Source organism: Stenotrophomonas sp. TWI1151, from assembly GCF_039673135.1.
In the GTDB taxonomy this organism is placed as follows: Bacteria; Pseudomonadota; Gammaproteobacteria; order Xanthomonadales; family Xanthomonadaceae; genus Stenotrophomonas.
This window is the reverse complement of the sequence record NZ_JBDJLA010000003.1, coordinates 75,255-100,357: the sequence shown is the minus strand read 5'-3', so window position 1 is coordinate 100,357 and position 25,103 is coordinate 75,255. Positions and strand designations below refer to the sequence as shown.

Here is a 25,103-nt window from a genome sequence, read left to right as displayed (position 1 = left end):
GACGCGCGCCCTCATTTGCGCGGTGCGTCCACCTTGGCCAGCAGCGCGGTCAAGGCATCGTCGGCGCTTTGCCCTTCGATCTGCAGTTCCGGTGCCAAGGCGATGCGGTGGCGCAACGCCGGCTTGGCGATGTCGCGTACGTCATCGGGGGTGACGAAATCACGGCCGGACAGCACCGCCTGCGCACGCGCCGCACGCACCAGCGCGATGCTGCCGCGCGGCCCGGCGCCGAGGGCGATACCCGGCCACTGCCGGGTGGCAGCCACGATCCGCACCGCGTAGTCGATCACTTCCGGATCGACCGTGATCGCCGCGGTCGCCTGCTGCAGCGCGACCACCTCGGCCCCGCTGAGCACGCGTGGCACCTGCGAGAGATCGAAGTCGGCCGCGCTGCGGCCGGTGGTGATCGCATCGACCATGCGCTTCTCGTCGTCCAGCGTCGGGTAATCGATCAGCACCTTGAGCAGGAAGCGGTCCAGCTGTGCTTCGGGCAGCGGGTAGGTGCCTTCCTGCTCGACCGGGTTCTGCGTGGCCAGGGTCAGGAAGGGCGGGGACAGCGCGAACGCCTTGCCTTCGATGGTGACCTGGCCTTCCTGCATCACTTCCAGCAGGGCCGACTGGGTCTTGGCCGGGGCCCGATTGATTTCATCGGCGAGCAGCAGGTTGGTGAACACCGGGCCGCGACGGATCTTGAAGCTCTCGGTCTTCGGGTCGTACACCGCATGGCCGCTGACATCGCTGGGCATCAGGTCCGGGGTGAACTGCACGCGGCCATAGTCCAGCTCCAACGCCTGGGCGAGGGCGCGCACCAGCAGGGTCTTGCCCAGCCCGGGCACGCCTTCGATCAGCACGTGGCCGCCGGCCAGCAGCGCGATCAGGATCTGGTCGAGCACCTCGGGCTGGCCGATGAAGGCGCGGCCCACGGCCTCGCGCACGGCATCGACGCGCTCGGACAACGGCGATGGGGATGGCGTCACGGCAGGCGGGGACAACGGCGGCGGAAGCGTCGGCTCGGTCATAGCAGGTTTCTCATCTGGATCAGCAGGCGGATGCGGTCGCGCAGGCCGGCGACGTCGTGGGAAGCGGGTGGGGTCAAGGCAGTCTGCACGCGCTCGTGCGACCACTGCAGCAAGGTGGCGACGGCCTGTACCCGGGCCTCGCCGGTCAGTGCGGCCGCACTCGGCGAACGCCGCCGCAGACGCGCCAGGAACGCGCGGCGGACCGCGTCATACAACAGCGGTGCCTTGCCAAAGCGCAACAGGTGGTCGCCGCTGGCGCGGATGTGTTCGAGCAGCGAGCGGCGTTCCGCGGCAGGCGAGGGCAGTTCACTGCCCAGGCGCTGGGTGCGCTGCCAGAGCCAGCCGAGCAGGGCCAGCAGCAACGGCGCCCACACCGGCCAGCCGAGGTAGAACACGCGGTTCCACAACGACGGCGGGCGCGAAGCGTAGACCAGCCACATCGTGCCCTTGCCGTAGTTGGGCGCCAGCACGTAGCGGGTGAGATCGCGGTGGGCTTTGTCGTGCAGGCCATCAACGAGGGCGTTGGCAGCGTTTGGCGGAACGGTCGGGTTGTGCCGGCCCTTGCCCTGCATGAAGGCCATGTCGGCCAGCACATCGATGCGCCCCTGGCCGTGGCGCAGGCGGGCGAAGACTCGATTGGCCGCGTTGCCCCACTCGCGCTCGAGCCCCATGCCCGCGGGTGGCTCCACCGCGAAGCGGCGGCCAGTGCAGAACTCCACATGCTGCGGGTCATCGCGCACGTGGAACTGCTGGCAATAGCTTCCGCGGTCCGCGCTGTCCACGCCGAGCGCGTCCAGCAGCGGGCCATTGCGGGCGGTGTCCTTGCCCACCGGTGGCGTGCGCACGATCAGGTGCCCACCACGCTCCACCCAGGCCATCAGCGTTGCTACGGCAGGTGCGGGCACTTCCGCGCTGTCCTGCAGCAGCACCAGGGTATCGCCCGGCGCCAGCGGCATCCGGGTCAGGTCCAGGCGTGGCCGCGACTGCACGGTCAGCCCGTCCGCACGCAGCGCCTGGCCGAGGACGTACAGCGGGTTGTAGCTGGCTTCGCCCTGTGGCGGCAGGTGCTCTGTGTGCGTCACCCGCTCGTGGGTGCGCAGGAACAGGATCGCCAGCGGTACGCCGATCACCAGCAGGCCCAGGCCGACCAGCAGCCAGCGCAGGCGGGCGCTCACGCGCGCCACCCGAACTGGGCCTGCAGAATCGTCGCCAGCGCATCGAAGTCATCATCGCTGGGCAGTCGGCCGGCATAGGCCGCGTATTGCCAGACCCGCACGATGCGCGCGAACAGGCTGCGGTCGGCCTCGGCCGGCATCCGTCGCGAGGCCCGCAGGCATTGGGCCTCGGTCGCACCCGGGGGCAGGTTGATCTGCGCCCGTTCGCTCATCGACTCCACACTCGCGCGGTACAGCAGCGCCAGCGCCTGGCGTGGGCGGCCCTCCTGCCACAGGGCACGCGCACGCGCGGCGGGATCGGGCGGCGCCACGTCCGGTACCCGGATCGGCTCTTCCACCACGGCCGCCGCCTTTGCCCGGCGGCGCTGGCCGGAGCCGCGCAGCCACGGCAGCCAGCGCGGTGCGGTGGCCAGCAGCAGCAACACCAGGACCCCGACCACCGCCCACAGCGTCCATTCGGCGATCCGGGCCGGCAACAGCGGCCCCTTGCTGCCGCGTTGGCCATTGGCCTTGGCCGCGGCCTCACGTTTCGCCTTCTCCGCCTCGGTTGCATCGCGCTCGATGCGCGTCCACTCGGTGACCTCACGGGTCGGACTCTGCAGCGGGTCTTCATACGCGCGCTGCACGGCCTGGCGGAAGCCAGCCGTATCCACCGCTTCAGCGCCAAAGATGACCGGGGGCGTGTTGTCCGGATCATTGTCGTACGTACGCGGCGGGTCATCGGCGTCATCGTCGTCGCCACCGTCGGCATCCGCGACCGCGTCCGCGTCCGAAGCCGTATCGGCGTCTTGCGCAGGCGACGGAGCGTCATCGGCCGGCGTCGGCAACGCACCCTTGGTGTTCGACTGCGCCGGTGCCTGTTGGGCGTGCAGTGCCGCGCCCGGCCAGACCAGCACAAGGGCCAGCACCAGCAGTGGCGCAGCGCGCTGCAACCGTGCATGCAGGCGCCGGAAGGCGATCTCCAGGTCCCATGCTTCCATCTGCGTACGCCGGTCCAGATACAGGCCGAAGCCGGCACCGACATAGAACGGCCCGATCAGTGTGGCGGCCAACCAGAACAGCAGGTTCACGCCCAGCTGCATCCACGCCGGCATGTCCTGCTTGGCCAGTTCCCACGCCGCGCGCCAGGACTCGGACAACAGGTCCACCGGGATGAACAGGAACACCGCGGCGATGCCGCCGACCACCAGCACGATCTCGAAGACCATGCACACCAGCGTCAGCAGTACGGCATGGCCCATCGCGCCACCGGCGATGGCGCGCCGACGTTGGCGACGATGCGCGGCGTCGGTGCCCTCCAGCAGATTCACCGGCAGCAGCACCGAGCGCAGCGGACTCAGGCGCCGCCAGCCCAGATAGCCCCAGAAGCCCTCCCAGCCCCACGTGCGCTGCGCGCGCAATGTCTGCGGGGTGGTGGATGCATCGCCGAACACCCCGCGCGAGATCACATACAACGCGATGCGCTCGAACAACGGCTTGAGCCACCACATCGCCAACCAGGCCCAGCCGAAACTGTCGGTCCACCAGGCCAGCGCGTTGAGCAACACGAACACCGGCAGCGACACAATGATCCACGGCGCCCAGATCGCCGCGGCATGCCGGCGCACCAGGGCCATGCCCAGCTCCATGGCTTCCCAGCCGGAGCGTGCGCGAAGGACGATGTTGAGCCGGTCAATCTGCATCGGCCGCTCCGCGTCCGCCGCGCCACAACCACACCAACACCGCGGTCCACAGCACGGCCGCCACGCTGTATTTGCCCCAGGCCGGAATCGCCGCGATAGAGGACCAGAACGCTTCGATGAAGGCGGCGATCAGCAACATCGCCGCGACCCCAACGCACAGCTTGGCCCCGATCACACCGCCCTCGACCAGCGCATCGATGCGACGCCGGCGGCCGGGCGCGAGCAGTTTCATGCCTAGCTGCAATCCAGCGCCGCCGGCGATCACGATCGCGGTCAGTTCGAACGCGCCGTGGCCCGCCACGAAGCGCCAGAACGGATCGCCGTGGCCGACGTGCTGCAGATGGCCGGCGACCGATCCGATGCCGACGCCGTTGAACAGCATCACCAACACCGTGCCGACGCCGGCGATCAGCCCGAAGGCGAACGTGCGCAGGCCGATGCTGATGTTGTTCATGATGTAGTAGCCGAACATCGTCCAGTTGGTGCCGCTGTCGCGGCCCAGGTTCGGCGAGGCCGGGTCGTACATGCGTTCGAATTCGGCGATGCGCGCGTTGTCCATCAGCAGATGGATCAGCTCGGGGCGCCACAGGATCAGCGCGAAGCTGCCCACCAGCGGCACCACGAACAACGCTGCGGCTACCCACATGCTGCGCGCCTGGCTGCGCACCAGCTGCGGGAAATCGGCGAACAGGAAGGCGAGTGCACGCTGCCACTGCGGACGCGGGGTGCGGTAGAGCAACGTGTGGCCCTGCTGCATCAACTGCTGCAGGCGTGCCACCAGCTGCGGGCTGTAACCGCGCCGACGCGCCAGTGCCAGCTGTTGGCACAGGCGGCGGTAGCGTTGCGGGAAATCACCATCGTCCAGGCCCTCGTGGACCGGCTGCCGGCGCGCCTGCCGCGGGCGCTCACCGCGCTGGGCCAGCCACTCCTCCAGCGCCTGCCATTCGGCCTGGTAGCGGGCGACGAACTGCTCCTGTCTCATCGCCGCCCCAGCAGCCAGTTGGCCATCGCATACAGGCGCAGCACGCCGACCTGGCCGTGGCTGCCGGTGAGTGGCGACGCGATGTCGGCCAGCTCCTGCTGGCGCGGGGCCGATAGCCGCGGCGCGCGTTCGGCGAAGGCGACCACGGCAGCCTGTTCGGCCGGCTGCAGGGGCTGCGGCGGGGGCAGCACGCTGCCGACCGGCACGGTACCCCCCAGCGGCGCTGCGCCCTGGTGGATCACCACGGTGCCGGCGACCAGATCGCCAAGGCGGCGGCCATGCGCATCGAACAGACTCGACAGCAGTCCCAGCGCGTAGCCGAACGGCAGCATGTCCACGGTGCGTAGCAGGTTGCGGGTGATCGCGCTCATCCAGCCGATCGGTCCACCATCGCGCGCGACCACGCGCAGGCCCATCGCGCGCTTGCCCAGCGTGCGGCCCCAGCAGGCTTCCTGGACGATGGTGTAGGCCCACATCAGCAGGAACATCAGGCCGAGGTAGAGCCCTTGGCCGAACCCGCCGAGGAAGGCCAGCGGAATGCTCAGCATCATCAATGCGCCGACCCGGATCACGAAGTCGATCGCCCACGCCAGCGCACGCGGCAACGGCCCGGCGACCGGCAGGTGCAGGGGCACGCCTTCAGGGGTGATGACCTCCCGGTAGGTATCCAGCATGGGTGCGCTCATCGGCGGCGCTTCACGGTGGATCGTACGGAAGGCCACGGGGGACGCCGGATTCCTCTCCGGTCTGCCAGCGGGGGCATGGGGTTCTCGACTGCTTCCTGGTCGGCTGAGGACTTTACCGCAATCAACCCCGGTACTGGTCCTTCAGGCGCACGTAGTGATCGGCCGAGTAATGCAGCGACTCGATCTCCTTGTCGCTGAGCGTGCGCGCCAGCCGTGCCGGGTTGCCCAGCCACAGTTCGCCTTCGCCGACCACCTTGCCCGGGCCGAGCACCGCGCCGGCGCCGAGGAAGCCATGGGTGCTCACCGTCGCGCCGTCCAGGATGCAGGCGCCCATGCCGATCAGGCAGTAATCGCCGATCGTGCAGGCATGGATGATGGTGCCGTGGCCGACCGTGACGCCCTCACCGATGATCGTCGGGTAGCCGCCCTTGTTGAACGGGCTGTGGTGGCTGACGTGGATGATGGTGCCGTCCTGGATGTTGCTGCGCGCACCGATCCGCACGTGGTTCACATCGCCGCGGATCACCGTGCCCGGCCACACCGAGACGTCATCGCCCAGCACCACATCGCCGATGATCGTGCAGGCCGGATCGATGTAGACGCGCTCGCCGAGCACGGGCAGTTTGTCGAGGAAGGGGCGGATCGGGGACATGCGCAAACTCCGGCAACGCAGGGGCTGGGACGCCGCCTGCAGCGTTGTCCCGGCCCCCGATGATAGCGCGGGGGCGCCCGCCACCCGCCGATACCCGTACACCAACGGTCGGCTCTACCGGCGGTGGGTACTGTGTTACGCGGCGCGGGTGCGGCGCGCGCGCTCCAGATGCACCAGCAGCAGCGAGATCGCCGCCGGGGTCATGCCGGGGATGCGCTGGGCCTGGCCGAGGGTCTGCGGCCGCACGCGTTCGAGTTTCTGCTGCACTTCCGCCGAGAGGCCGCGCACGCCGGCGTAATCGAAATCGGCCGCGATCGCGGTGTTCTCGTGGCGCTGCTGGCGTTCGATCTCGTCGCGCTGGCGGTCCAGGTAGCCGGCGTACTTCACCCCGATCTCGACCTGCTCGGCGACTTTGGCATCGGCCACGGCCGGGCCAAGCGAGGGCACCTGCATGAGCGTGGCGTAGTCCAGTTCCGGGCGCTTGATCAGATCCAGCACATTGGTTTCGCGGCTGACCGCCACGCCCAGCGTGGCCTCCACTTCGCGGCCCAGCGCATTGCCCGGCGTGGCCCACAGCGCACGCAGCCGTGCGGTTTCCTGCGTCACGGCGTCCTGCTTGGTCTGGAAGGCGGCCCAGCGGCGGTCGTCGACCAGGCCCAGCTCGCGGCCGAGGCCGGTCAGGCGCACATCGGCGTTGTCCTCGCGCAGCTGCAGCCGGTACTCGGCGCGGCTGGTGAACATGCGATACGGCTCGTTGGTGCCGTGGGTGATCAGATCGTCGACCAGCACGCCCAGGTAGGCCTCATCGCGGCGCGGGCACCAGCCGGCGTCGTCACGGGTGAAGCGCGCGGCATTGAGCCCGGCCAGCAGGCCCTGCGCGGCGGCTTCTTCATAGCCGGTGGTGCCGTTGATCTGGCCCGCAAAGAACAGGCCGCTGACGGTCTTGGTCTCCAACGTGTTCTTCAGCCCGCGCGGATCGAAGAAGTCGTATTCGATCGCGTAGCCGGGGCGGGTGATGTGCGCGTTCTCGAAGCCACGCATGCTGCGCACCAGTTCCAGCTGCACATCGAAGGGCAGCGAGGTGGAGATGCCGTTGGGGTAGATTTCGACCACATCCAGCCCTTCCGGCTCGACGAAGATCTGGTGACTGGCCTTTTCGGCGAAACGCACCACCTTGTCCTCGATGGAGGGGCAGTAGCGCGGGCCGATGCCTTCGATCTGGCCGCTGTACAGCGGCGAGCGGTGCAGGGCGTTGCGGATGATCTCGTGGGTGCGCTCGCTGGTGTGGGTGATCCAGCAGCTCACCTGCGCCGGGTGCTCGTCCACGCTGCCGAGGAAGGACATCACCGGGCGCGGATCGTCGCCGGGCTGTTCTTCCATCACGGTGTAATCCAGCGAACGGCCGTCGATCCGTGGCGGCGTGCCGGTCTTGAGGCGGTCGATCACGAACGGGCGCTCGCGCAGGCGCGCGGCCAGCGTGGTTGCCGGCGGGTCGCCCATGCGACCGGCGGCGTACTGGGTTTCACCGACGTGGATCTTGCCCGCCAGGAAGGTGCCGGCGGTAAGCACCACCGCGGCCGCGCTGAAGTGCAGCCCGGTCTGGGTGATCGCACCGCGCACGGCATCGCCTTCGATGATCAGGTCATCGACCGCCGCCTGGAAGACCGTCAGGTTGGGCTGGGCTTCGACGATCTGGCGGATCGCCATCCGGTACAGATTGCGGTCGGCCTGGCAGCGCGTGGCGCGCACGGCCGGGCCTTTGGAGGCATTGAGCGTGCGCCACTGGATACCGGCGCGGTCGGCGGCATGCGCCATCGCGCCGCCCAGGGCGTCGATTTCCTTGACCAAATGGCCCTTGCCGATCCCGCCGATGGCCGGGTTGCAGCTCATCGCGCCGATCGTTTCCACGTTGTGGGTCAGCAGCAGGGTGCGCGCACCGCTGCGCGCGGCCGCCAGCGCGGCCTCGGTGCCGGCGTGGCCGCCGCCGATGACGATCACGTCGTAGCGGTAGAAGGTGTCAGTCATGGCGGAGGAACTCGGGACGGGGCCGGGCAGCCCGGATCAGCCCTGGAGGCAGGGCGCGGGTGGCGATTTTAGCGCCATTCGTCGGGGGCCATGACATCCACCCTCAAGTTGGCACGTTTTCTGCAGATAACCCAATAGCACCCAGGATGGCATGCGCCTTGTGCGTAACGGACCGGAATTGGAACAGGGGCCGGTCCAAGCGCATCGTGGGGAAGCAGAGGGGCCGGTAGTCGGGGGACTGCCGGCCCTGTTTTTTTGCCGGCCCGCGCCGGTTTCATGGGCGCCAGATACAAAAGGCCCCGCCATTGGCGGGGCCTTCTGCGTTGTAGGTGCCGACATCCGACAGGGCCGGAACAGGGGGGATCCAGATGTTCCTGGCGGATATCGACATAGAGCCGAATGTGACGCCACTTGTCGCTTTTGGCACTTTGTGACCGTGACTGTCACCGCCCGGCTAGAGTGAACTGCCGGGCGCGTGAAAATCAAGCCATCTCAAGGCTCAACTGTGCGTTGGTTCGCATTGTTGAGATTCCGCCACGGGGAACCGTTCATCCTCGGCGCAGACGGACGCGGTGCCTGGGCCGGGCGTGCCTGGGGCGGCGGCGACGGGCGCTGCTGTTGCCGCTGCTGCGGGCGGCGCGGGCCACCGACCGAATCCATGTTCCGCCACGGCGAGCCGCCGTTGTTCGGACGCGGGCGATCCGGCGGACGGGTGGGGTTGCCGTTGCCGTTGCCGGGGCGCGGCGGCGGCCGATGATTGTGCGGCGGGCGATAGTTCGGGTACGGGCGATACACCGGATAGCCGTAGCCACCGCCATACCCACCGCCGTAACCGTAGTAGCCACCCCCGTAGTAGCCGCTGCCGTATCCGTAGGGATACCCGGCCGGGTAGCGATACTCGACCGAAGGTGCGCCGTGGTAGTAGCCATTGCCGCCGCCACCGCCGACATAGTCGTACGTCGCGCAGCCGGACAGGGCCAATAACAGGCCACCGGCAAGAACAAGGCGCATTTTCATGATGGGGTCCCCCCAAAGGGCTGTAGGACCAGCTTCCGCCCAGGGCATTGAATCGGCCCTTAACTCGGGCCGATCCGAATGAATGGTTGCCATGCTGACACGTTCATCCAGGCGGGTGTGGACGTGGGGCATACGTTAATCTTGCGTCATGAGCGATTCACCCTTGCCCTGTGTTGACGACGTGCTGGCGGCGGCGGCGCGCATTGCCGTGCACGCCTGCGTGACGCCGGTACTGCGCTCGCGCACGCTGGATGCGATGACCGGCGCCACCGTGTTCTTCAAGGCCGAGCATCTGCAGCGCAGCGGGGCGTTCAAGTTCCGCGGTGCCTGCAATGCCGTCTGGGCGCTGGAGGAGGCGCAGGCGCGGCGCGGGGTGGTCACCCACTCCTCCGGCAACCATGGCGCGGCCTTGGCGCTGGCCGCCCGCACCCGCGGCATCGCCTGCCACGTGGTCGTGCCCGACGGCGCGGTGGCCGCCAAGCTGGCCAACATCGGCCGTCACGGGGCCACGCTGTGGCGCTGCGATGCCTCGATCGCCGCGCGCGAAGCGATGTGCGCCCAGGTCCAGGCCGAAACCGGGGCGACCCTGGTGCATCCGTATACCGACCCCCAGGTCATTGCCGGCCAGGGCACGGCTGCGCTGGAGCTGCTGCACGCCAGCGAGGGCCTGGACATGATGGTGGTGCCGGTGGGCGGCGGTGGCCTGGCCTCGGGCACGCGGCTGGCCCTGCAGGCGGTCGCCCCGGCGACCGGGCTGGTGCTGGCCGAACCGCTGGGCGCGGCCGATACCGCACGCTCGCTGGCGGCTGGCGAGCGCCGCATCGACTTCACCCCCGACACCGTCTGCGATGGCCTGCGCGGGACGCTCGGCGCGCCCAACTTCGCCCTGCTGCAGGGCGCGGCGCAGGTCATCACCGTCGCCGATGCGGCCACCGTGGCCGCAATGCGGCAGATCTGGCAGGTGCTCAAGCAGGTGGTGGAGCCATCCTCGGCCATCGCCCTGGCGGCGATCCTCGCCGAACCGGCGCGCTTTGCCGGCAAACGGGTCGGCGTGGTGCTGTCCGGTGGCAATGTCGATCTGGATGCCCTGCCGTGGGGCGCGGCATGAGCCGGCGCACGCGGGTGGGGTTGTTCGGGTGGCTGTGGCGGCTGTGCATCGTGCTGGCGGTGTGGCTGCTTGGGGTCACCGCGTGGATCGTCTGGATCGGCGAGCGCGATCAGGCGCAGAAGGCCGATGCGATCATCGTGCTCGGCGCCGCGGCCTATGACGCCAAGCCGTCGCCGGTGTTCGAAGAGCGCATCCGGCACGGGCTGGACCTGTACCAGCAGGGCTATGCGCCGCTGCTGATCTTCACCGGCGGCTACGGCGGCACCGGCGCACGCTTTTCCGAATCACAGGTGGCGCGCCGCTACGCGCTCAAGCAGGGCGTCCCCGACGATGCGATCCTGATCGAGACCGCTTCACGCACCACGCGACAGAACCTGATCGAGGCGCGGCGCTTGATGGATCAGCGCAAGCTGCACCGCGTGATCATCGTCAGCGACCCGCTGCACATGGCCCGCGCGCTGCGCCTGTGCCGCGAGCTGGGCATCGATGCGCTGGCCTCGTCCACGCCGAGCACGCGCTTCCGCAGCTTCCACACCAGCTGGCGGTTCCTGGCGCAGGAAATCTACTTCTTCCATCGCGATCTGTTCCCGTCGTAGCGCCGACCGTTGGTCGGCTGGACGCATGGTGGCTCGGCGGTCCAGCCGACCAACGGTCGGCTCTACGCGATCAGCGTGGTCGGCTCAGGGCGTTTTGCGGCGGATCGGAATCGCCGAGATCGGCACCGTGGCGACATCGTGCCCCCGCTCGCGGATCGGCGCGCCGCCTTCCGGCGCCCACGCGTGTGCGTAGATCACTTCCCAGCTGCTGGGCAGCTTGCCGTCTTCGCGCCGCAGCGGCTCGTAGGCTGCGCGCGCGGCATCGAAGCGCCCGCGCCCGGTCAGCGTGTGGCGGCGGTCCTGGCGCGCGTTGGTGGCGCCGATCGCCTGCAGTTCGCGCATCAGCGCGGTCAGGTCGTCGTAGGTCAGGGTGAACAGGTCGCGGTCCAGGACCGGATCGCGGAAGCCGGACATCATCAGCGCATCGCCGAACTGTGCGATCGGTGCGAAGCGACTGACGTGCGGTACGTCGTCGGCGGCGGCGAACGCATCGCGCAGTTCGATCAGGGTCTCCGGCCCGAACGTGGAGACCAGCAGCAGGCCCCCGGGCTTGAGCGCGCGGCGGAACCCGGCGAACACCGCCGGCAGATCCTCCACCCACTGCAGGCACAGGTTGCTGAAGATCACATCCACGCTCTGGTCCAGCACCGGCAACGCCTGCGCATCGCCGCACACCCGCGAGAACGGCTTCCACCAGCCGGCCTGCTTCTTCGCCTCGCGCAGCATCGGCTGGGCCAGGTCCAGCGCGATCACCTGTGCCTTCGGCCAGCGCTTCTTCATGAGCGCGCTGGCATGGCCGGTGCCGCTGCCGACATCGAGCACCACCTGCGGCTGGCGGCTTTCCAGATAATCCAGCGATTCGAGCAGGCGCTTTTCCACCTCGCGCTGCAGCGCCGCGGCGGCGTCGTAACTGCTGGCGGCGCGCGAGAAGGCGCGGCGGACATGATGGGGATCGAAGCTGGACGTCATGGGGTACTCACGGCTCAAAACGGTGGTGCGGGTGGACTCAGAAGGTGCCGGGGTAGGCGCCGCCATCGATCAGCAGGTTCTGCCCGGTGATATAGCCGGCCTGTGCGCTGCACAGGAAGGCGCAGGCGGCACCGAACTCATCGGCGGTGCCGAAGCGGCCGGCGGGAATATGCGTGCGTTTGCGCTCGGCCAGCTGGCCGGCATCGATGCCCTGCTGCTGCGCCAGGTACGCGAAGTTGCCGCGCAGGCGATCGGTATCGAACTGGCCCGGCAGCAGATTGTTGAGGGTGACGTTGTGGGCGACGGTCTTGCGTGCCAGCCCGGCCACGAACCCGGTCAGCCCGGAGCGCGCCCCGTTGGAGAGCCCGAGGATGTCGATCGGGGCCTTCACCGAAGAAGAGGTGATGTTGACCACGCGGCCGAAACCACGCTCGATCATGCCATCTACCGTGGTGCGGATCAGCTCGATCGGGGCCAGCATGTTGGCATCCAGCGCGGCGATCCAGTCCTCGCGGGTGAACTGGCGGAAATCGCCCGCCGGCGGGCCCCCCGCGTTGTTGACCAGGATGTCGACCTGCGGGCACGCGGCCAGCGCGGCGGTACGGCCTTCCGGCGTGGTGATGTCGGCAACCACGCCGATCACCCTGCGTGCGCCCGGCAGGGCCTGCAGTTCGAGCACGGCGCGTTCCAGGGCCGCTTCACCGCGCGCGGCGATGACCACGTTGACGCCCTCGCGGGCGAGTGCGCGTGCACAGCCCAGCCCGAGGCCTTTGCTGGCGGCGCAGACCAGGGCCCAGCGGCCGGCGATTCCAAGATCCATGGGGTCAGTCCTGTGGGGAAAGGCAGGCGTACATGATCGGCGATGCGCGGCCGGAACAGGTCAAGGCAGCGCGGCAACAAAGTGTTGCAGCTGCGCGGCCACTTCGTCGGTATGGCCGAGGAAGGGCGCATGCCCGCCCTGGGCGATCACATGCGCCTGCGCGCCCGGCGCCAGCGCGGCGGCAGCCTGCATGGCCCGCGCCGAGACCAGCCGATCGCGCTGGCCGGCCAGCCACAGGCTGGGCTTGCCCAGCTGGGCCAGGGCGCCCCGCAGATCGGTGTTCTCCAGCAGGCGCAGGCCCTCCTGCAACGCACGTGGGGCCGGCGCACCGCGCGCGACCAGCATCTCGCGCAGCGTGCGCAGTTCCTGGCGGGCGTGTTCGGAGCCCATCGCATCCAGCGCGAGGAAGCGCTCCAGCGTGCCGCGATAGTCCTGCGCGAGGTCCTGACCGAACTGTTCGAACACCGCCGGCTCCACCGCATGCGGCCAATCGTCGCCGCGCACGAAACGCGGCGTGGCGGCGATCATCGCCAGGGCACGCACCTGGGGCAGGGTCGCGGCCGCATGCAGCGCGAACAGCCCGCCGAGCGACCAGCCGCACCAGACCGCCGGCGGCGTGGCGGCGGCAATGGCGTTGACCACGTACGGCAGGCGCAGCGGCGTGGTGTCATCGCGGCTGGCGCCGTGGCCGGGCAGATCCACCAGGTGCAGCTGCAGGTGCGCCGACAGGCGGTCCACCAACGGCGCGAACACGCCGCCGTGCAGGGCCCAGCCGTGGATCAGGACCAGCGCGGGGCCTTGGCCGATGACATCGATCTGCATGCTCAACCCAGCGCTGTCACGCGGTCAGGGCAGTCAGCGATGGCGGCTGCACCACGGTGTCGCGGGCGTGCGCGATCGCATCGACCAGTGCGCGCACCTCGGCGGGTGCGTGCAGGGCGGACAGGGTCACCCGCAGGCGCGCCTTGCCCTCCGGTACGGTGGGCGGACGGATCGCGCTGACCAGGAAACCGGCGGCTTCCAGCGCGGCCGACATGCCCATCACCGTCGATTCGGCGCCGCACAGCAGGGGCTGGATCGGGGTATCCGATGGCATCAGTTCCAGGCCGTGCTGGCGGGCGCCGGTGCGGAAGATGCCAATCAGTTCGGTGAGCTTTTCGCGGCGCCAGTCGTCGCGGCGGGCCAGCTTCACCGCGGCCAGGGCGGCGGCGGCCTGCGCCGGCGGCACGGCGGTGGTGTAGATGTAGGGGCGCGCGGTTTCGGCCAGGTGCTGGATCATCGCCTCGTCGCCGAGCACGACCGCACCGCTGCCGCCAAGCGCCTTGCCGAGCGTGGCCAGCTGCAGCGGCACATCGTTCACACCCAGGCCCGCATCGGCCACGCAGCCGCGGCCGTGTTCGCCGACCACGCCGATGCCGTGCGCGTCATCGACGTAGAGCAGCGCTTCCTGCATGCGCGCCACCAGCGACAGGGATCGCAGCGGGGCGATGTCGCCGTCCATGCTGAAGACGCCGTCGGTGGCCAGCATCGCCGCGCCGTTGGGCGCGTGCTTGAGTTGGCGCAGCGCGCCTTCGGTATCCAGATGCGGGTAGCGGCGCAGGCGGCAACCGGCCAGGCGCGATGCATCGAGCAGGCTGGCGTGGTTGAGCCGGTCCTGCACGCAGACATCGTCTTCTTCGCTGAGCAGCGCCTGCTGCACCGCGAGGTTGGCGGCGAAGCCACTGCCGAACAGCAGCGCACGGGGATAGCCGAGCCAATCGGCCATTTCCCGTTCAAGCGCGTCATGCAGCGCGTGGTGGCCGCAGATCAGGTGCGATCCGGTGGCGCCGGTGCCTTCGCGCGCGGCAGCATCCTGCAATGCGCTGACCACGCCGAACTGCTGCGACAGGCCCAGATAGTCATTGCTGCAGAAACCGGTGAGCCACTGGCCATCGACGTCCAGCCGCACGCCATCGCGCCGGTTCACCACGCGGCGCACGCGAAGGCGCCCCTGCGCGTCGCGGAGCTTGCGCTGGGCCTGGATGCGGTCGTGCAGGTCAGGGCGGGCCATGGTCGTCAGGGGGTCCGGGTGGGCCGTTAGCGTACCCGGTTGCCGGGCCCGCTGCTCGGGGCTCAGGCCGCCCGCCCGCCGCGGCCGCCGGCGGTGATGTCGGCGTGGACCGTGCCTGGGTGGTCGTGCCCGTCGGCATCCACCGTGACCGGCATCGGGCGCAGGCCCAGCCGCGCGAACAGGGCCAGGTCGCGTTCGGTGTCCGGGTTGCCGGTGGTGAGCAGCTTTTCGCCGTAGAAGATGGAGTTGGCCCCGGCCAGGAAGCACAGCGCCTGCAGCTCGTCGCTCATCGCCTCGCGCCCGGCCGAGAGCCGCACCATTGCGCGGGGCATGGCGATGCGGGCCACCGCGATCATCCGCACGAACTCGAACGGGTCCAGTTCGGTGGTGCCGTGCAGGGGCGTGCCGGCCACCTGCACCAGCCGGTTGATCGGCACCGAATCGGGGTGGGCCGGCAGGTTGGCCAGCGCCAGCAGCAGGCCGGCGCGGTGCTCGCGGGTCTCGCCCATGCCCACGATGCCGCCGCAGCAGGTCTTCAACCCGGCGTCGCGCACGTGGCCCAGGGTGTCCAGGCGGTCCTGGTACTGGCGCGTGTGGATGATCGAGTCGTAATAGTCCGGCGCGGTGTCCAGGTTGTGGTTGTAGTAGTCCAACCCGGCCTCGCGCAGGGCCACGGCCTGGTCGCCGCTGAGCATGCCCAGCGTGGCGCAGGTCTCCAGGCCGAGTGCCTTCACCTCGCGGATCATCGCCGCCACCTTGGGGATATCGCGGTCTTTGGGCGAACGCCAGGCCGCGCCCATGCAGAACCGCGAGGCGCCCACCGCCTTGGCCTGGCGGGCCTTGGCGACCACGTCGTCGGTGGCCATCAGCTTCTGTGCATCCACCCCGGTGCTGTAGCGCTGCGCCTGCGGGCAGTACGCGCAGTCTTCCGGGCAGCCGCCGGTCTTGACCGACAGCAGGGTCGAGACCTGCACTTCCGCCGGATCGAACTGCTCGCGGTGCACGCTGGCCGCGCGGTGCAGCAGCACCGGGAAGGGCAGCGCGAACAGCGCCAGCAGTTCCTCGCGGTGCCAGTCGTGTCGGATGACAGAAGCCATGGGGGTGTCCTGACAGATAGTGGAACGAAAGGGCGGCAGTCTGGTGAGGCTGCCTGCATCTGTCAACCATATGGCCTTATCAAAAGTTTACGGAGCCCTGGGCTGGCTCGGCTGGCAGATCCTGCCGCTGCGCTGCCTGGTCTGCGAGTGCCCGGGCGAGGACGGGATGGATCTGTGCCGCGCCTGTCATCAGGCGCTACCGTGGAACGACCGTGCCTGCCGTCGCTGCGCACTGCCGTTGATGGCGAACGATCCCGGTGATGCAGCGGGGGATCACTGCGAGCGTTGCGTGGACGAGTATCCCCGCCAGGCGGCGGCCAGTGCCGCGTTCCTGTACGCGCCGCCGATCGACCGGTTGCTGATCCGGTTCAAATTCCACCAGGACCTGGCCGCGGGACGGTTGCTCTCGCAGCTCATGCTGCAGCGCGTGCCGCCGTTTCTGGCCGGGCCGCTGCAGCCGATGCCACTGCACCGCCGCCGGTTGCGCCAGCGCGGTTACAACCAGGCGCTGGAACTGAGCAAGCCGCTGGCGCGCGGGCTGTGCTGCCCGCTCTGGAACGGGCTGCAGCGTACCCGCGAGACCGTGGCGCAATCGAACCTGGATGCGGATGCCCGGCGCTGCAATCTGCGCGATGCGTTCGCAGTACGCGGCCATCCACCCGCCGGGCTGACAATCCTCGACGATGTGATGACCACCGGGGCAACCACCGATGCCGCGTTGCGCGCGCTGCAGTACGCCGGTGCCGGCCCGATGCAGGTCTGGGTCTGTGCGCGGGTGCCGTAAGCGCCGTTGCCGCGCCTTGCACGCTGCCAGGACGTACCATCGGGCGGTCATCACCCTCGCAAGGACGTCCCATGAACCTGCCGCCGGATCCGCGCACCTCACCGCTTCTCACTGCCATCGGCCGCAGCTGGTGGGTGCTGATGCTGTACGGCGTGGTCGCCGTGGTCTTCGGCCTGATCGCGATTGCACGGCCGCTCTCGGCCGCGACCGCACTGGCCTGGGCGATCGGCGTGATGGCGCTGGTGGAAGGCCTGATCAGCCTGTTCGCGCTGTTTGGCCGCAGTGGCGTGCCGCGCGGGTGGCTGCTGGTCTACGCGCTGGCCTCGGTGGCATTCGGTGTGCTGGCCGTGCTCAACCCGCTGGCCACGGCCAGTGTGCTGATCCTGTTGCTGGCCGCCTGGCTGATCGTCGCCGGCATCTACCGCATCGTGTTCGCGATCCGGGTGCGCAAGGAAATCCAGGGCGAGTGGCTGCTGATCCTCAGCGGCGTGCTGGCGATCGTGCTCGGCGCGATGATGGTGGCCAATCCGATGGCAGGCATTGCCGTCACCACGCTGTGGGTCGGCATCGGCAGCCTGCTCTACGGCGTGCTGCAGATCATGGTCGCCTGGCGCATCCGCCGCCTGCGCTGAGCACGCGCAGCGGCGATACTCGTGCCCGTCCTGATGGAGAGACACGCATGCGCAGCAGTCTGTTGATCGTAACGATGGCGCTGGGGGCCGGCCTCAGCGCCTGCACCCAGGCGCCGCCCGCAACCGCCGCGTCCGAGACGCCGGCGGGCGTCGCACCGCTGGCGAACGCACGCATCCAGATGCGTGAGGTGGCCGAGGATGCCCGCCACCCCGGCGTCACCACGCTCAAGGACCGCGACGGCAACGCGCTGTCCTTGATCGAGCCGGCCTTCATCACCACGGCCGACATCGCCACGGTGGCCGTGGGCAGCGACGGGTCTACCGGACACGGGACCCTGATCCTGCGCTTCACGGAGGCCGCGGCACCGCGCATCCTCGCCGCGACCGAAGCGCGCGTCGCCAAGCGTGTGGCATTTACCGTCGGCGATCAGGTCCTCAATGTCGCCGTCATCGCCGGCCCCTTCGCGCAGTCCATGCAGGTGACCGGGCTGGACAGCACCGCCGAAGCCCACCGGCTGTATACCGAGGTCACCGGCAAGGCGCCTTGAGTGCCTCGCCGCTGTTGACGGCCTCAGCGGAAATTCGCTTCGATCTGCTCCAGCGATTTGCCCTTGGTTTCCGGCAGCCAGAACGCGGCGATCAGGAAATACAGCAACGTGCAGCCGGCCCAGAAGAAGAACATGCTGGCGTAACCGTGATGGCCGACCGTGGGCAGGAAGATCGCGGCGATCACGGTGGAGACGAACTGGTTGATCAGCAGCGCGATGCTCATGCCGTTGGAGCGGATGCGGGTCGGCATCAGCTCGGACAGCGCCAGCCACACGCACACGCCCGGGCCCACCGCGAAGAACGCGACGAACAGCAGAATGCAGCCGGCGACCAGCCAGCCGTGGGTGGGCGAGGGCACCGGGCCGATCACCGCACGTTCGATCACCAGCGGCGCGTTGGCGGCCTGGGCGGGATCCGGGAAGGGATTGAGATGCAGCGTGCGGAAGAAGCGGCCGATCACGCTGTCGGCCGACACCGCGTCTTCGCGACGGATCTGCAGCGTGGCGTCGATCGGGTTGTCGCTGCGCAGTGAGCGCACGTTGCTGAAGCCACCGTAGGCATACGACACGGTCAGCTGCTGCGGCGCGCCGCCGGCGTTGCCCTCCAGCCGCTGCCATTGCGCGGCATCCAGCGGCAGCAACAGGGTGGTGCCGCTCACCTGCTGCTGCAGCGCGGCCTGCACATCCAGCCGCCCGCGCTCGCTCTGCACGAACAACAACGCAGCCGCCAGCAGCGACAGCGTGATGCCACCACTGCCCAGCATCAGCAGGAACTTGCGGCCCTTGCGGTCGACCAGCACCAGTGCGACCACGGTCATCACCGCGTTGAGCAGCTTGATCGCCACATCGGCGCCGTTGGCCACCGAGCCGGGCAGGCCGGCCTGGTTGAGGATGTTGACCGCGTAGGCCAGCACCGAGTTGATGCCGGTGGCCTGGGTGAAGGCCAGCACCAGGCAGGCCAGCACGAACGGCCACACGTAGCGGCGGCTGAGCAGCGGGTCGCGCTTGCCATTGCGGCCGATCTGGAGCTCCTCCGGCGCCTGCATGCGCTGCAGGGTCGGCTCCACGTCGCTCGCGGCGACGGTACGCTGCAGGGCGTGGCGCGCTGTCTCGATGCGGCCACGGCGCACCAGCCAGCGCGGGGATTCACTGATCAGCAGCACGCCGCCGGTGAACACCAGGCCGGGCAGCAGGCAGCTCCAGAAAATGGTGCGCCAGGCATGGTCCTTGACGTCGAACAGCAGGCGCTGCTGCTCCGCACCGGGCAGATGGCGCACCGCGGCGGTCGCGGCATCCACGGCATGCGCGTGGTACAGCCCGATCACCGCAGCCAGCACCAGGCCGATGGTCAGCAGCAGCTGGAACATCGCCGCGCCGCGCCCGCGTCGTTCCGGGCTGAGCACTTCGGCCAGATACAGCGGCACCACCACGCCGATCAGCCCGCCACTGATGCCCTGCAGCAGGCGTCCCATCAACAGCGCGCCATAGCCATCGGACAGGGCCATCACCGGAATGCTGGCGGTGAACAGCACGCCGGCCAGCAGCATCGCGCCACGGCGGCCGATCAGGTCGGCGACCATCCCGGCAAACAGCGAAGACAGCACACTGCCCAGCAGCACCGCGGCCACCACGAAACCCAGCTGCTGGCTGGTCAGGTGCCAGCTCGCGGTGGCGGTGGCCTCCAGATAGGGCAGGGCGCCGGCGATGATGCCGATGTCGATGCCGTAGAGCAGCCCCCCCATGCCGCCGATGAACAACAGATAGCGTACCGGCCAGCGCGGCGCGGAGGCGCCGGCGTGCACGGGCATGGCTGCGGAAACGTCGTTCATCGTGCCGGTCCTGTCTGCAAGTGCGTGCGCCATGGCGGCGCGGGAGTCCACGCTCAGTCGAGCGCGATGTCGTCGCCTTCCACCACCACGCCGCGCACGCTCAGGTCGTGGTCGAGCACCACCAGGTCCGCCCAGGCGCCGGTCGCGATGCGGCCGCGGTCGTCGATGCCGAGGTAGTCGGCCGGGTAGCGCGACAGCCGGTGGGAGGCATCGGCGATGTCCAGACCGAGCGAGACCAGGTTGCGCAGCGCCTGGTCCATGGTCAGCGCACTGCCGGCCAGCGAGCCGCTCGACAGCCGTACGCACCCCAGGCATTTGTGCACACGCTGTACGCCGAGCGCGTACTCGCCATCGGGCATGCCGGTCGCTGCGGTCGCATCGGTGACGCAGTACAGACGCGGGATCGCGCGCAGGGCGGTGCGGATCGCGCCGGGATGCACGTGCTGCAGATCGGGAATGAGTTCGGCGTACTGCGCGTGCGCGAGCGCGGCGGTGGCGATGCCGGGTTGGTAGTGGTCCACGCCGGTCATGCCGTTGAACAGATGCGTGAAGCCGGCCGCACCGGCGTTCAATGCGGCGACGCCGTCTTCGTAGCTGCCGGCGCTGTGGCCGAGCTGCACGCGGATGCCGAGCGCACTGAGCGCGGGAATCAGCGCGAGGTGCTGGCCGATTTCCGGGGCGAGAGTGAGTACCTTGATCGGGGCGATCGCATGCAGGCGCTGCACGTCGGCCAGGGTGGCCTCCACCACCAGCGGTGGCTGCGCGCCCAGGCGCTGCGCACTGATGAAGGGGCCTTCCAGATGCACACCGAGTACGCGGGCCATGCCGGGTGCGCGCGTGGCGATCGCGGTGGACAGGCCTTCAAGCGCGCGCGTGATGTCGTCTTCCTGCGCGGTCATGGTGGTGCCCAGCAGCGCGGTGGTGCCGTGCCGGGCGTGCGCGCGGGCCACCGTTTGCGCGGTCGTGCCGCCCTGCATGATGTCCACCCCGGCACCGCCATGCACATGCAGGTCGATGAAGCCGGGCAGGATCAGCGGCACCTCATTGTCGCCGCGCGGATCGGCGTGCACCGTATCGATGGCGGTGATGCGCTGGTCGAAATGGATATCGCCGCGGACCCAACCGGTGTCGGTGAGCAGGCGGCCGTGCAGGAAGCGGGACTCGGTCAAGGCGGGGACTCGGCGATGATCACTTCGACGCCCAGCCGCTGCAGCCCTTCCAGGTACTCGGGCTCGATGCTGCCGTCGGTGATGATGGTATGGACCTGGTCCAGCCGCGCGATGCGGTGCAGGCTGACCCGGCCAAACTTGGAGGCGTCGGTCAGCACCACGATGCGGCGCGCGCGCTCGACCATGCGGTGGTTGAGGCTGGCTTCGGCCTCATGGTGGGTGGTGAGGCCGAACTGCAGGTCCAGGCCATCCACGCCCAGGAACAGGGTGTCGAAGCTGTAGGTGTTGAGGCTCGCCTCGGCCTGGCTGCCATGCAGCGAGAGCGACTGCTTGCGCAGCAACCCGCCGGTGAGCAGCAGCTCCACGCCGGGCGCATTGGCCAGCTCCCAGGCGATGTTGAGCCCGTTGGTCATGACCGTGACGTCGCGATGCCCGCGCAGGTGCCGCGCCAGGGTCATCGTGGTCGAGCCGGAGTCGATGATGATGTTGTCGCCGGCCTTGACCAGCTTGGCCGCCTCGATACCGATCCGGTCCTTCATCGGCAGGTTCAAGGCATCCTTCTCGTGGATGTCCTGTTCCTGTGGCGGCGTGCGCACCAGCGTCGCGCCCCCATGGGTGCGCGTGGCCAGCCCCTGCGACTCGATGTGGGTCAGGTCGGCCCGGATGGTGACCGCCGAGACCGCAAAGCGCGCCACCAGCTCGCTGACCTGCACGTTGCCGTGCTCGACCAGGGTCTGGAGGATCTGTTGGCGGCGCTGCCGGGTGTTTCGCATGGGGGCGATTCCGTTCGAAAGGGAAAGCCGAAGCTTACCGTTCCGAAAGCTCCTTGGCCTGTCGGGTTTCGTTATCCGCCCCTGAGCAGTTGCGATTGCAGGCCCGGGCATACTCGGCCAGGCGCAGCGCCACCTTGTGCCGGATCAGCGCCAACGGCGCCGGCCGCAGCTCACCGGCCTCGATCGCCTTGAGCTGTTCGGGCATGAACTGGCTGAGCAGCATCTGCGGCGGCGCGTGCGCGGTGAGATTGGCAACCAGCGTGTCCAGCGCAGCCTGTACCGCTGGCTCGCCCCAGTAATAGCGGCTGCGATCGCTGAGCGAGTACGCGCGCAGCAGGCGCAGTTCGTGCTCGTCGCCCTGGTAGTAGCTGCGCCAGCTGCCCGGTGCGTCGACCATGCAGCGGTCCAGCACCTCGATCAGGTTCGAGCATTGCGCGGCGGGCAGCAGTTCGGATTCGATCATCGCCAGCGCGAACACCGCCTCGCGGAAGGCATAGGTCGCCGCCGGGCCGACTTTCAGGATCGCGAAATGATCGCGGACCAGCGCGTGCAGGCCGGCTTCGGTCTGGTAATCGGTGGAGTGCGCTTCGAACACGATGCCCGGCTGCTGCTCGACAAAGGCAGACAGCGCGGTGGCGGCGGCCGGATCGTAGTAGTGCACGCTGCTGTGGTCGAAATCCACGCCGGGCTGGACGACCATCGCGATCACGCGCTCCCAGGCCGGCAGCAGGTCCGGGGCGGAGAACGCCTCACGGTGGATCGCCAGGGTGGTCGCGGCGGCCGCCGGCGTGGTCACCTGCAGGCCGCCGGCCAGCGAGGCTTCACCGCCGGGAATCGGTACCTCGGTGCCGATCACGTAGACCGGTGGTGGCAGCCCGTGCTCGGCGGCCGTGCGCTCGGCGATGCGCGCCAGTTCGGCCGAGCGCGCGGCGACGATGGCGTCCGGCAACGGGGTCGGGTCGTCGGCGCAGGACATGCTGCAGTCCAGGTGGATCTTGTGGAAACCGGCGGCGACGTAGGCGGCGATCAGTTCGCGCGCGTTTGCCATTGCAGCTTGTGCCGGGCCCTTCTGCCAGGCGTTCGGACCGAGGTGGTCGCCACCGAGCACCAGCCGCTCGGCCGGGAAACCGGCATCGCGTGCCAGCTGCAGCACGTAGTCGCGGTACTGCGGCGGGGTCATGCCGGTGTAGCCGCCGAACTGATCGACCTGGTTGGAGGTCGCCTCGATCAGCAGCAGGGTGTCGTAACGCTGCGCGACCTGCATCGCCGCCAGCAGCACCTGCGCGTTGCTGCAGCAGACGCTGTACAGCCCGACGGGGTGGCCCTGGCGATGGGCGGCGATCAACGATTGGACGGCGGACATGGCAACTCCAGTAACAACAGTGTTCAGGGGGAGGGGGAGTGCTGGCGCGCGAGCAGTGCCGCGCCCCGCGCACCGCCGGCATCGCCGAAGGTGGGCGGCAGGATCGGGGGGACCCGCACACCGGCAAACAGGTAGGGCGCGATCGCGGCAGGCAGGTCGCGGTAGAGCTGTTCCAGCTTGGACAGGCCACCGCCGAGCACGATCACGTGCGGGTCCAGCGCGAGGATCAGGCTGGCGAAGCTGTAGCCGAGCAGGTCGCGGTGGATGGCCAGCGCCTGCTGCGCGACCGCATCGCCGGCCTGGGCCCGTGCGACCACCTCGGCGGCGTCCAGCGCGTGGCCACCACGGCGTTCATGGATCATCGCCAGGCCGCTGCCGGACACGTAACGCTCCAGGCAGCCGCGCAGGCCGCAGCCACAGTCCAGCACGGGCAGGTCGTGGCGCTGCTGCAGCGTGGCGGGCAGGCTCCAGTGGCCCCACTCGCCGGCGATGCCATTGTGACCGGCGATCAGCCGGCCGCCGACGCAGAAGCCACCGCCGGCCCCTGTGCCGAGGATCGCCCCGAACATGCTGGGGTAGCCGGCGGCGGCGCCGTCATGGGCCTCGGACAAGGCAAAACACTGCAGGTCATTGCCGAGCTCCAGCGGGCGCTGCAGGCGTGCCTGCAGGTCCGTACCGACGGTCTGACCGGTCAGGCTGGGCACGTTGGCACTGAGCTGGCGGCCGCTGACGCGATCGCGCACGCCGGGCAGGCCGATGCCGACCCCCAGGCCGCGCTGGCCGAGCGCGGCATCCGCCGCGGCGACCAGATCGACGATCGCCTGCAGGAACGCGGCGTAGTCGCGGGTCGGCGTCGCCACGCGTTGGCGGTGGTGCACCCTCAGCGTGGCGTCGCACGCGACCAGTTCGATCTTGGTGCCGCCGATGTCGATGCCATACCAGGTCTGCATGCGTGCTCAGCCGTGGGGGTGGATGGTCACGCCCTGCACCACACGGTTGACCGTGCCGTCGGGGAAGGGATTGTCCGGGGTCATGCCGAGCGCGGCCGAACGCTGCAGCGCATAGCACTGCGGCACCAGCAGCCACAGCGGGGCCAGCCACGGATCGGGCAGTGCAGGTGCGGCCAGGACGAAGTCGCCGTCGGCGCGGTCCGCGTCGTCCGGCCCGATCGACAGCACCCGCCCGGCGATGCCGTCGCGGCGCAGTTCGTGCAACAGGTCCTGCTCGTAGCGGCGGGCCAGCGGCTGCGCGCTGCGCAGCATCACCACCAGCGTTTCACCGTTGAGGGTGGACTTGGGCCCATGGCGGAACCCCAGCGGTGTATTGGCCAGTGCCAGCACGCGGCCGGCGGTGAGTTCGAGCACCTTCAGCGCGGCTTCGCGGGCGACGGCTTCCAGAGGACCGCTGCCGAGATAGATGACGCGCGAATACGGCGCTTGGGCCAAGGCCGCCACCGCGGCATCCCAGGCATCCAGCGCACGCTCGCCATGGCTGGCCAACGTGCGAAGACGCTCCAGGCGCGCTGCCCACGGGGCGCTGTCGAACGCACTCAGCGCGGCCAGCAGCATGCAGCTCAGGCTGCTGGTCATGGCGAAGGCGCGGTCACAGCTGGCCGGCGGCATCAGCAGCGACAGCGTATCGCTGCGGCCGTGGCCACGTTTGGCGAGTTCGCCTTCGGCATTGCAGGTGATATCGACGAAGCGCGCGTGCTCGACCTGGTCGCGGACCAGATCCACCGCGGCCACGCTCTCCGGGCTGGAGCCGCTGCGCCCGAACGACACCAGCAGGGTCGGACGCTCGCGGCGCAGGTACAGCGCCGGATGGGTCAGCAGGCTGGTGGTATGCACAGCGCGCACCTCGGCCGGCCACTGCGCATTGATCTGGTCGGCCACCATCTCGGCAATGAAGCCCGAGCTGCCGGCGCCGGTGAAGATCACCAGCTGGTCGGGATCGCGCAGGGCCTCCCCGAGGAAGCCATTGATGCGTACCTGCGCAGCGTCCAGCAGGCTCGCCAGCGCGGCCCACAAGCGGGGCTGCTGGGCGATTTCTTCGGCGGTATAGGCGCCACCGAGGCGCTGCCACGTGGGCAAATCAGGGAGCAGAGAAGCGTCCATTCGCAATTCCTGT

Annotated in this window: 24 protein-coding genes; 5 read left to right on the top strand and 19 right to left on the bottom strand. The window is 69.3% G+C overall.

What is annotated here, in order from left to right:
• Positions 1-11: 11 nt before the first annotated feature.
• The 8 genes from ABE422_RS06270 to ABE422_RS06235 form a co-directional block, all read right to left on the bottom strand.
• Positions 12-1,019, bottom strand: coding sequence for a MoxR family ATPase (locus ABE422_RS06270; protein ID WP_346463380.1), 1,008 nt, complete (start codon positions 1,017-1,019; stop codon positions 12-14).
• The gene (locus tag ABE422_RS06265; protein ID WP_346482675.1) at positions 1,016-2,194 is read right to left on the bottom strand and encodes a DUF4350 domain-containing protein; all 1,179 of its coding nucleotides are present in this window, start codon (positions 2,192-2,194) and stop codon (positions 1,016-1,018) included. Before ABE422_RS06265 ends, ABE422_RS06270 begins: the two co-directional genes overlap by 4 nt.
• On the bottom strand, positions 2,191-3,876 hold the full coding sequence (locus tag ABE422_RS06260) for a DUF4129 domain-containing protein (protein ID WP_346482674.1): 1,686 nt from the start codon (positions 3,874-3,876) through the stop codon (positions 2,191-2,193). The genes ABE422_RS06265 and ABE422_RS06260 overlap by 4 nt, the downstream gene beginning before the upstream one ends.
• Positions 3,866-4,858 (bottom strand): stage II sporulation protein M, encoded by a 993-nt coding sequence (locus ABE422_RS06255; protein ID WP_313219364.1) that lies wholly within the window; start codon positions 4,856-4,858, stop codon positions 3,866-3,868. The genes ABE422_RS06260 and ABE422_RS06255 overlap by 11 nt, the downstream gene beginning before the upstream one ends.
• Positions 4,855-5,544: an RDD family protein gene (locus ABE422_RS06250; RefSeq protein ID WP_346465704.1), complete on the bottom strand. Its 690-nt coding sequence runs from the start codon at positions 5,542-5,544 to the stop codon at positions 4,855-4,857. The genes ABE422_RS06255 and ABE422_RS06250 overlap by 4 nt, the downstream gene beginning before the upstream one ends.
• Before the next feature lie 121 nt (positions 5,545-5,665).
• Positions 5,666-6,196: a gamma carbonic anhydrase family protein gene (locus tag ABE422_RS06245; RefSeq protein WP_313209370.1), complete on the bottom strand. Its 531-nt coding sequence runs from the start codon at positions 6,194-6,196 to the stop codon at positions 5,666-5,668.
• A gap of 135 nt (positions 6,197-6,331) precedes the next feature.
• A complete protein-coding gene (gene mnmG, locus ABE422_RS06240) occupies positions 6,332-8,221 on the bottom strand; it encodes a tRNA uridine-5-carboxymethylaminomethyl(34) synthesis enzyme MnmG (protein ID WP_346482673.1) in 1,890 nt (629 codons plus the stop codon).
• A 492-nt stretch (positions 8,222-8,713) separates the two neighbouring features.
• Positions 8,714-9,238, bottom strand: a complete 525-nt coding sequence (locus ABE422_RS06235) for a hypothetical protein (RefSeq protein WP_346463372.1) — start codon at positions 9,236-9,238, stop codon at positions 8,714-8,716.
• A gap of 148 nt (positions 9,239-9,386) precedes the next feature.
• Here ABE422_RS06235 and ABE422_RS06230 point away from each other — a divergent pair, with 148 nt between their 5' ends.
• Both ABE422_RS06230 and ABE422_RS06225 read left to right on the top strand, forming a co-directional pair.
• On the top strand, positions 9,387-10,346 hold the full coding sequence (locus ABE422_RS06230) for a pyridoxal-phosphate dependent enzyme (RefSeq protein WP_346465710.1): 960 nt from the start codon (positions 9,387-9,389) through the stop codon (positions 10,344-10,346).
• Positions 10,331-10,942: a YdcF family protein gene (locus ABE422_RS06225; protein ID WP_313209362.1), complete on the top strand. Its 612-nt coding sequence runs from the start codon at positions 10,331-10,333 to the stop codon at positions 10,940-10,942. The genes ABE422_RS06230 and ABE422_RS06225 overlap by 16 nt, the downstream gene beginning before the upstream one ends.
• A gap of 84 nt (positions 10,943-11,026) precedes the next feature.
• Here ABE422_RS06225 and bioC read toward each other — a convergent pair whose 3' ends face one another.
• From bioC to bioB, 5 genes are all read right to left on the bottom strand, one after another.
• Entirely contained in the window at positions 11,027-11,911 is an 885-nt protein-coding gene (bioC, locus tag ABE422_RS06220) for a malonyl-ACP O-methyltransferase BioC (protein WP_313209360.1), read from the bottom strand.
• 37 nt (positions 11,912-11,948) lie between these two features.
• Positions 11,949-12,731, bottom strand: coding sequence for an SDR family oxidoreductase (locus ABE422_RS06215; RefSeq protein ID WP_313209358.1), 783 nt, complete (start codon positions 12,729-12,731; stop codon positions 11,949-11,951).
• A 60-nt stretch (positions 12,732-12,791) separates the two neighbouring features.
• Positions 12,792-13,553: a pimeloyl-ACP methyl ester esterase BioH gene (gene bioH, locus ABE422_RS06210; protein WP_313209356.1), complete on the bottom strand. Its 762-nt coding sequence runs from the start codon at positions 13,551-13,553 to the stop codon at positions 12,792-12,794.
• 16 nt (positions 13,554-13,569) lie between these two features.
• The gene (gene bioF / locus ABE422_RS06205; RefSeq protein ID WP_313219369.1) at positions 13,570-14,781 is read right to left on the bottom strand and encodes an 8-amino-7-oxononanoate synthase; all 1,212 of its coding nucleotides are present in this window, start codon (positions 14,779-14,781) and stop codon (positions 13,570-13,572) included.
• Between the two features lie 62 nt (positions 14,782-14,843).
• A complete protein-coding gene (bioB, locus tag ABE422_RS06200; protein WP_346482672.1) occupies positions 14,844-15,878 on the bottom strand; it encodes a biotin synthase BioB in 1,035 nt (344 codons plus the stop codon).
• A 70-nt stretch (positions 15,879-15,948) separates the two neighbouring features.
• Between bioB and ABE422_RS06195 the strand changes: the two genes are divergently transcribed.
• The 3 genes from ABE422_RS06195 (at position 15,949) to ABE422_RS06185 (ending at position 17,842) form a co-directional block, all read left to right on the top strand.
• A complete protein-coding gene (locus tag ABE422_RS06195) occupies positions 15,949-16,662 on the top strand; it encodes a ComF family protein (protein WP_313219373.1) in 714 nt (237 codons plus the stop codon).
• A gap of 71 nt (positions 16,663-16,733) precedes the next feature.
• Positions 16,734-17,294, top strand: coding sequence for an HdeD family acid-resistance protein (locus tag ABE422_RS06190; protein WP_346463367.1), 561 nt, complete (start codon positions 16,734-16,736; stop codon positions 17,292-17,294).
• 47 nt (positions 17,295-17,341) lie between these two features.
• Entirely contained in the window at positions 17,342-17,842 is a 501-nt protein-coding gene (locus ABE422_RS06185; protein WP_346482671.1) for a hypothetical protein, read from the top strand.
• Between the two features lie 23 nt (positions 17,843-17,865).
• Here the strand turns inward: ABE422_RS06185 and ABE422_RS06180 are convergent, their stop codons facing one another.
• From ABE422_RS06180 to ABE422_RS06155, 6 genes are read right to left on the bottom strand one after another with little or no spacing between them, the layout of a single operon-like run.
• Entirely contained in the window at positions 17,866-19,671 is a 1,806-nt protein-coding gene (locus ABE422_RS06180; RefSeq protein ID WP_313209344.1) for an MFS transporter, read from the bottom strand.
• Positions 19,672-19,724: 53 nt separating this feature from the next.
• Complete coding sequence (nagA, locus tag ABE422_RS06175) at positions 19,725-20,840, bottom strand: N-acetylglucosamine-6-phosphate deacetylase (RefSeq protein ID WP_346482670.1); 1,116 nt, start codon at positions 20,838-20,840, stop codon at positions 19,725-19,727.
• Complete coding sequence (locus ABE422_RS06170) at positions 20,837-21,613, bottom strand: DeoR family transcriptional regulator (protein ID WP_123729905.1); 777 nt, start codon at positions 21,611-21,613, stop codon at positions 20,837-20,839. The genes nagA and ABE422_RS06170 overlap by 4 nt, the downstream gene beginning before the upstream one ends.
• A gap of 34 nt (positions 21,614-21,647) precedes the next feature.
• Positions 21,648-22,976 (bottom strand): D-tagatose-bisphosphate aldolase, class II, non-catalytic subunit, encoded by a 1,329-nt coding sequence (locus ABE422_RS06165; protein WP_346482669.1) that lies wholly within the window; start codon positions 22,974-22,976, stop codon positions 21,648-21,650.
• 23 nt (positions 22,977-22,999) lie between these two features.
• Positions 23,000-23,926: an ROK family protein gene (locus tag ABE422_RS06160; protein ID WP_313209336.1), complete on the bottom strand. Its 927-nt coding sequence runs from the start codon at positions 23,924-23,926 to the stop codon at positions 23,000-23,002.
• Between the two features lie 6 nt (positions 23,927-23,932).
• Positions 23,933-25,090 carry an SIS domain-containing protein gene (locus ABE422_RS06155; protein ID WP_313209334.1) on the bottom strand — a complete coding sequence of 386 codons (1,158 nt, stop codon included), beginning with the start codon at positions 25,088-25,090 and terminating at the stop codon, positions 23,933-23,935.
• Between the last annotated feature and the right edge of the window lie 13 nt (positions 25,091-25,103).

What these genes read in the sequence shown, in the direction of transcription:
- ABE422_RS06185 (WP_346482671.1), top strand. Translation starts at nt 17,342, where the DNA reads ATGCGCAGCAGTCTGTTGATCGTAACGATGGCGCTGGGGGCCGGCCTC.
- ABE422_RS06235 (WP_346463372.1), bottom strand. Translation starts at nt 9,238, where the DNA reads ATGAAAATGCGCCTTGTTCTTGCCGGTGGCCTGTTATTGGCCCTGTCC.
- ABE422_RS06270 (WP_346463380.1), bottom strand. Translation starts at nt 1,019, where the DNA reads ATGACCGAGCCGACGCTTCCGCCGCCGTTGTCCCCGCCTGCCGTGACG.
- ABE422_RS06245 (WP_313209370.1), bottom strand. Translation starts at nt 6,196, where the DNA reads ATGTCCCCGATCCGCCCCTTCCTCGACAAACTGCCCGTGCTCGGCGAG.
- ABE422_RS06180 (WP_313209344.1), bottom strand. Translation starts at nt 19,671, where the DNA reads ATGAACGACGTTTCCGCAGCCATGCCCGTGCACGCCGGCGCCTCCGCG.
- ABE422_RS06190 (WP_346463367.1), top strand. Translation starts at nt 16,734, where the DNA reads ATGAACCTGCCGCCGGATCCGCGCACCTCACCGCTTCTCACTGCCATC.
- ABE422_RS06230 (WP_346465710.1), top strand. Translation starts at nt 9,387, where the DNA reads ATGAGCGATTCACCCTTGCCCTGTGTTGACGACGTGCTGGCGGCGGCG.
- mnmG (WP_346482673.1), bottom strand. Translation starts at nt 8,221, where the DNA reads ATGACTGACACCTTCTACCGCTACGACGTGATCGTCATCGGCGGCGGC.
- ABE422_RS06215 (WP_313209358.1), bottom strand. Translation starts at nt 12,731, where the DNA reads ATGGATCTTGGAATCGCCGGCCGCTGGGCCCTGGTCTGCGCCGCCAGC.
- ABE422_RS06165 (WP_346482669.1), bottom strand. Translation starts at nt 22,976, where the DNA reads ATGTCCGCCGTCCAATCGTTGATCGCCGCCCATCGCCAGGGCCACCCC.
- ABE422_RS06260 (WP_346482674.1), bottom strand. Translation starts at nt 3,876, where the DNA reads ATGCAGATTGACCGGCTCAACATCGTCCTTCGCGCACGCTCCGGCTGG.
- bioF (WP_313219369.1), bottom strand. Translation starts at nt 14,781, where the DNA reads ATGGCCCGCCCTGACCTGCACGACCGCATCCAGGCCCAGCGCAAGCTC.
- ABE422_RS06255 (WP_313219364.1), bottom strand. Translation starts at nt 4,858, where the DNA reads ATGAGACAGGAGCAGTTCGTCGCCCGCTACCAGGCCGAATGGCAGGCG.
- bioB (WP_346482672.1), bottom strand. Translation starts at nt 15,878, where the DNA reads ATGGCTTCTGTCATCCGACACGACTGGCACCGCGAGGAACTGCTGGCG.
- ABE422_RS06250 (WP_346465704.1), bottom strand. Translation starts at nt 5,544, where the DNA reads ATGAGCGCACCCATGCTGGATACCTACCGGGAGGTCATCACCCCTGAA.
- ABE422_RS06155 (WP_313209334.1), bottom strand. Translation starts at nt 25,090, where the DNA reads ATGGACGCTTCTCTGCTCCCTGATTTGCCCACGTGGCAGCGCCTCGGT.
- bioC (WP_313209360.1), bottom strand. Translation starts at nt 11,911, where the DNA reads ATGACGTCCAGCTTCGATCCCCATCATGTCCGCCGCGCCTTCTCGCGC.
- ABE422_RS06160 (WP_313209336.1), bottom strand. Translation starts at nt 23,926, where the DNA reads ATGCAGACCTGGTATGGCATCGACATCGGCGGCACCAAGATCGAACTG.
- ABE422_RS06195 (WP_313219373.1), top strand. Translation starts at nt 15,949, where the DNA reads ATGGCCTTATCAAAAGTTTACGGAGCCCTGGGCTGGCTCGGCTGGCAG.
- bioH (WP_313209356.1), bottom strand. Translation starts at nt 13,553, where the DNA reads ATGCAGATCGATGTCATCGGCCAAGGCCCCGCGCTGGTCCTGATCCAC.
- ABE422_RS06170 (WP_123729905.1), bottom strand. Translation starts at nt 21,613, where the DNA reads ATGCGAAACACCCGGCAGCGCCGCCAACAGATCCTCCAGACCCTGGTC.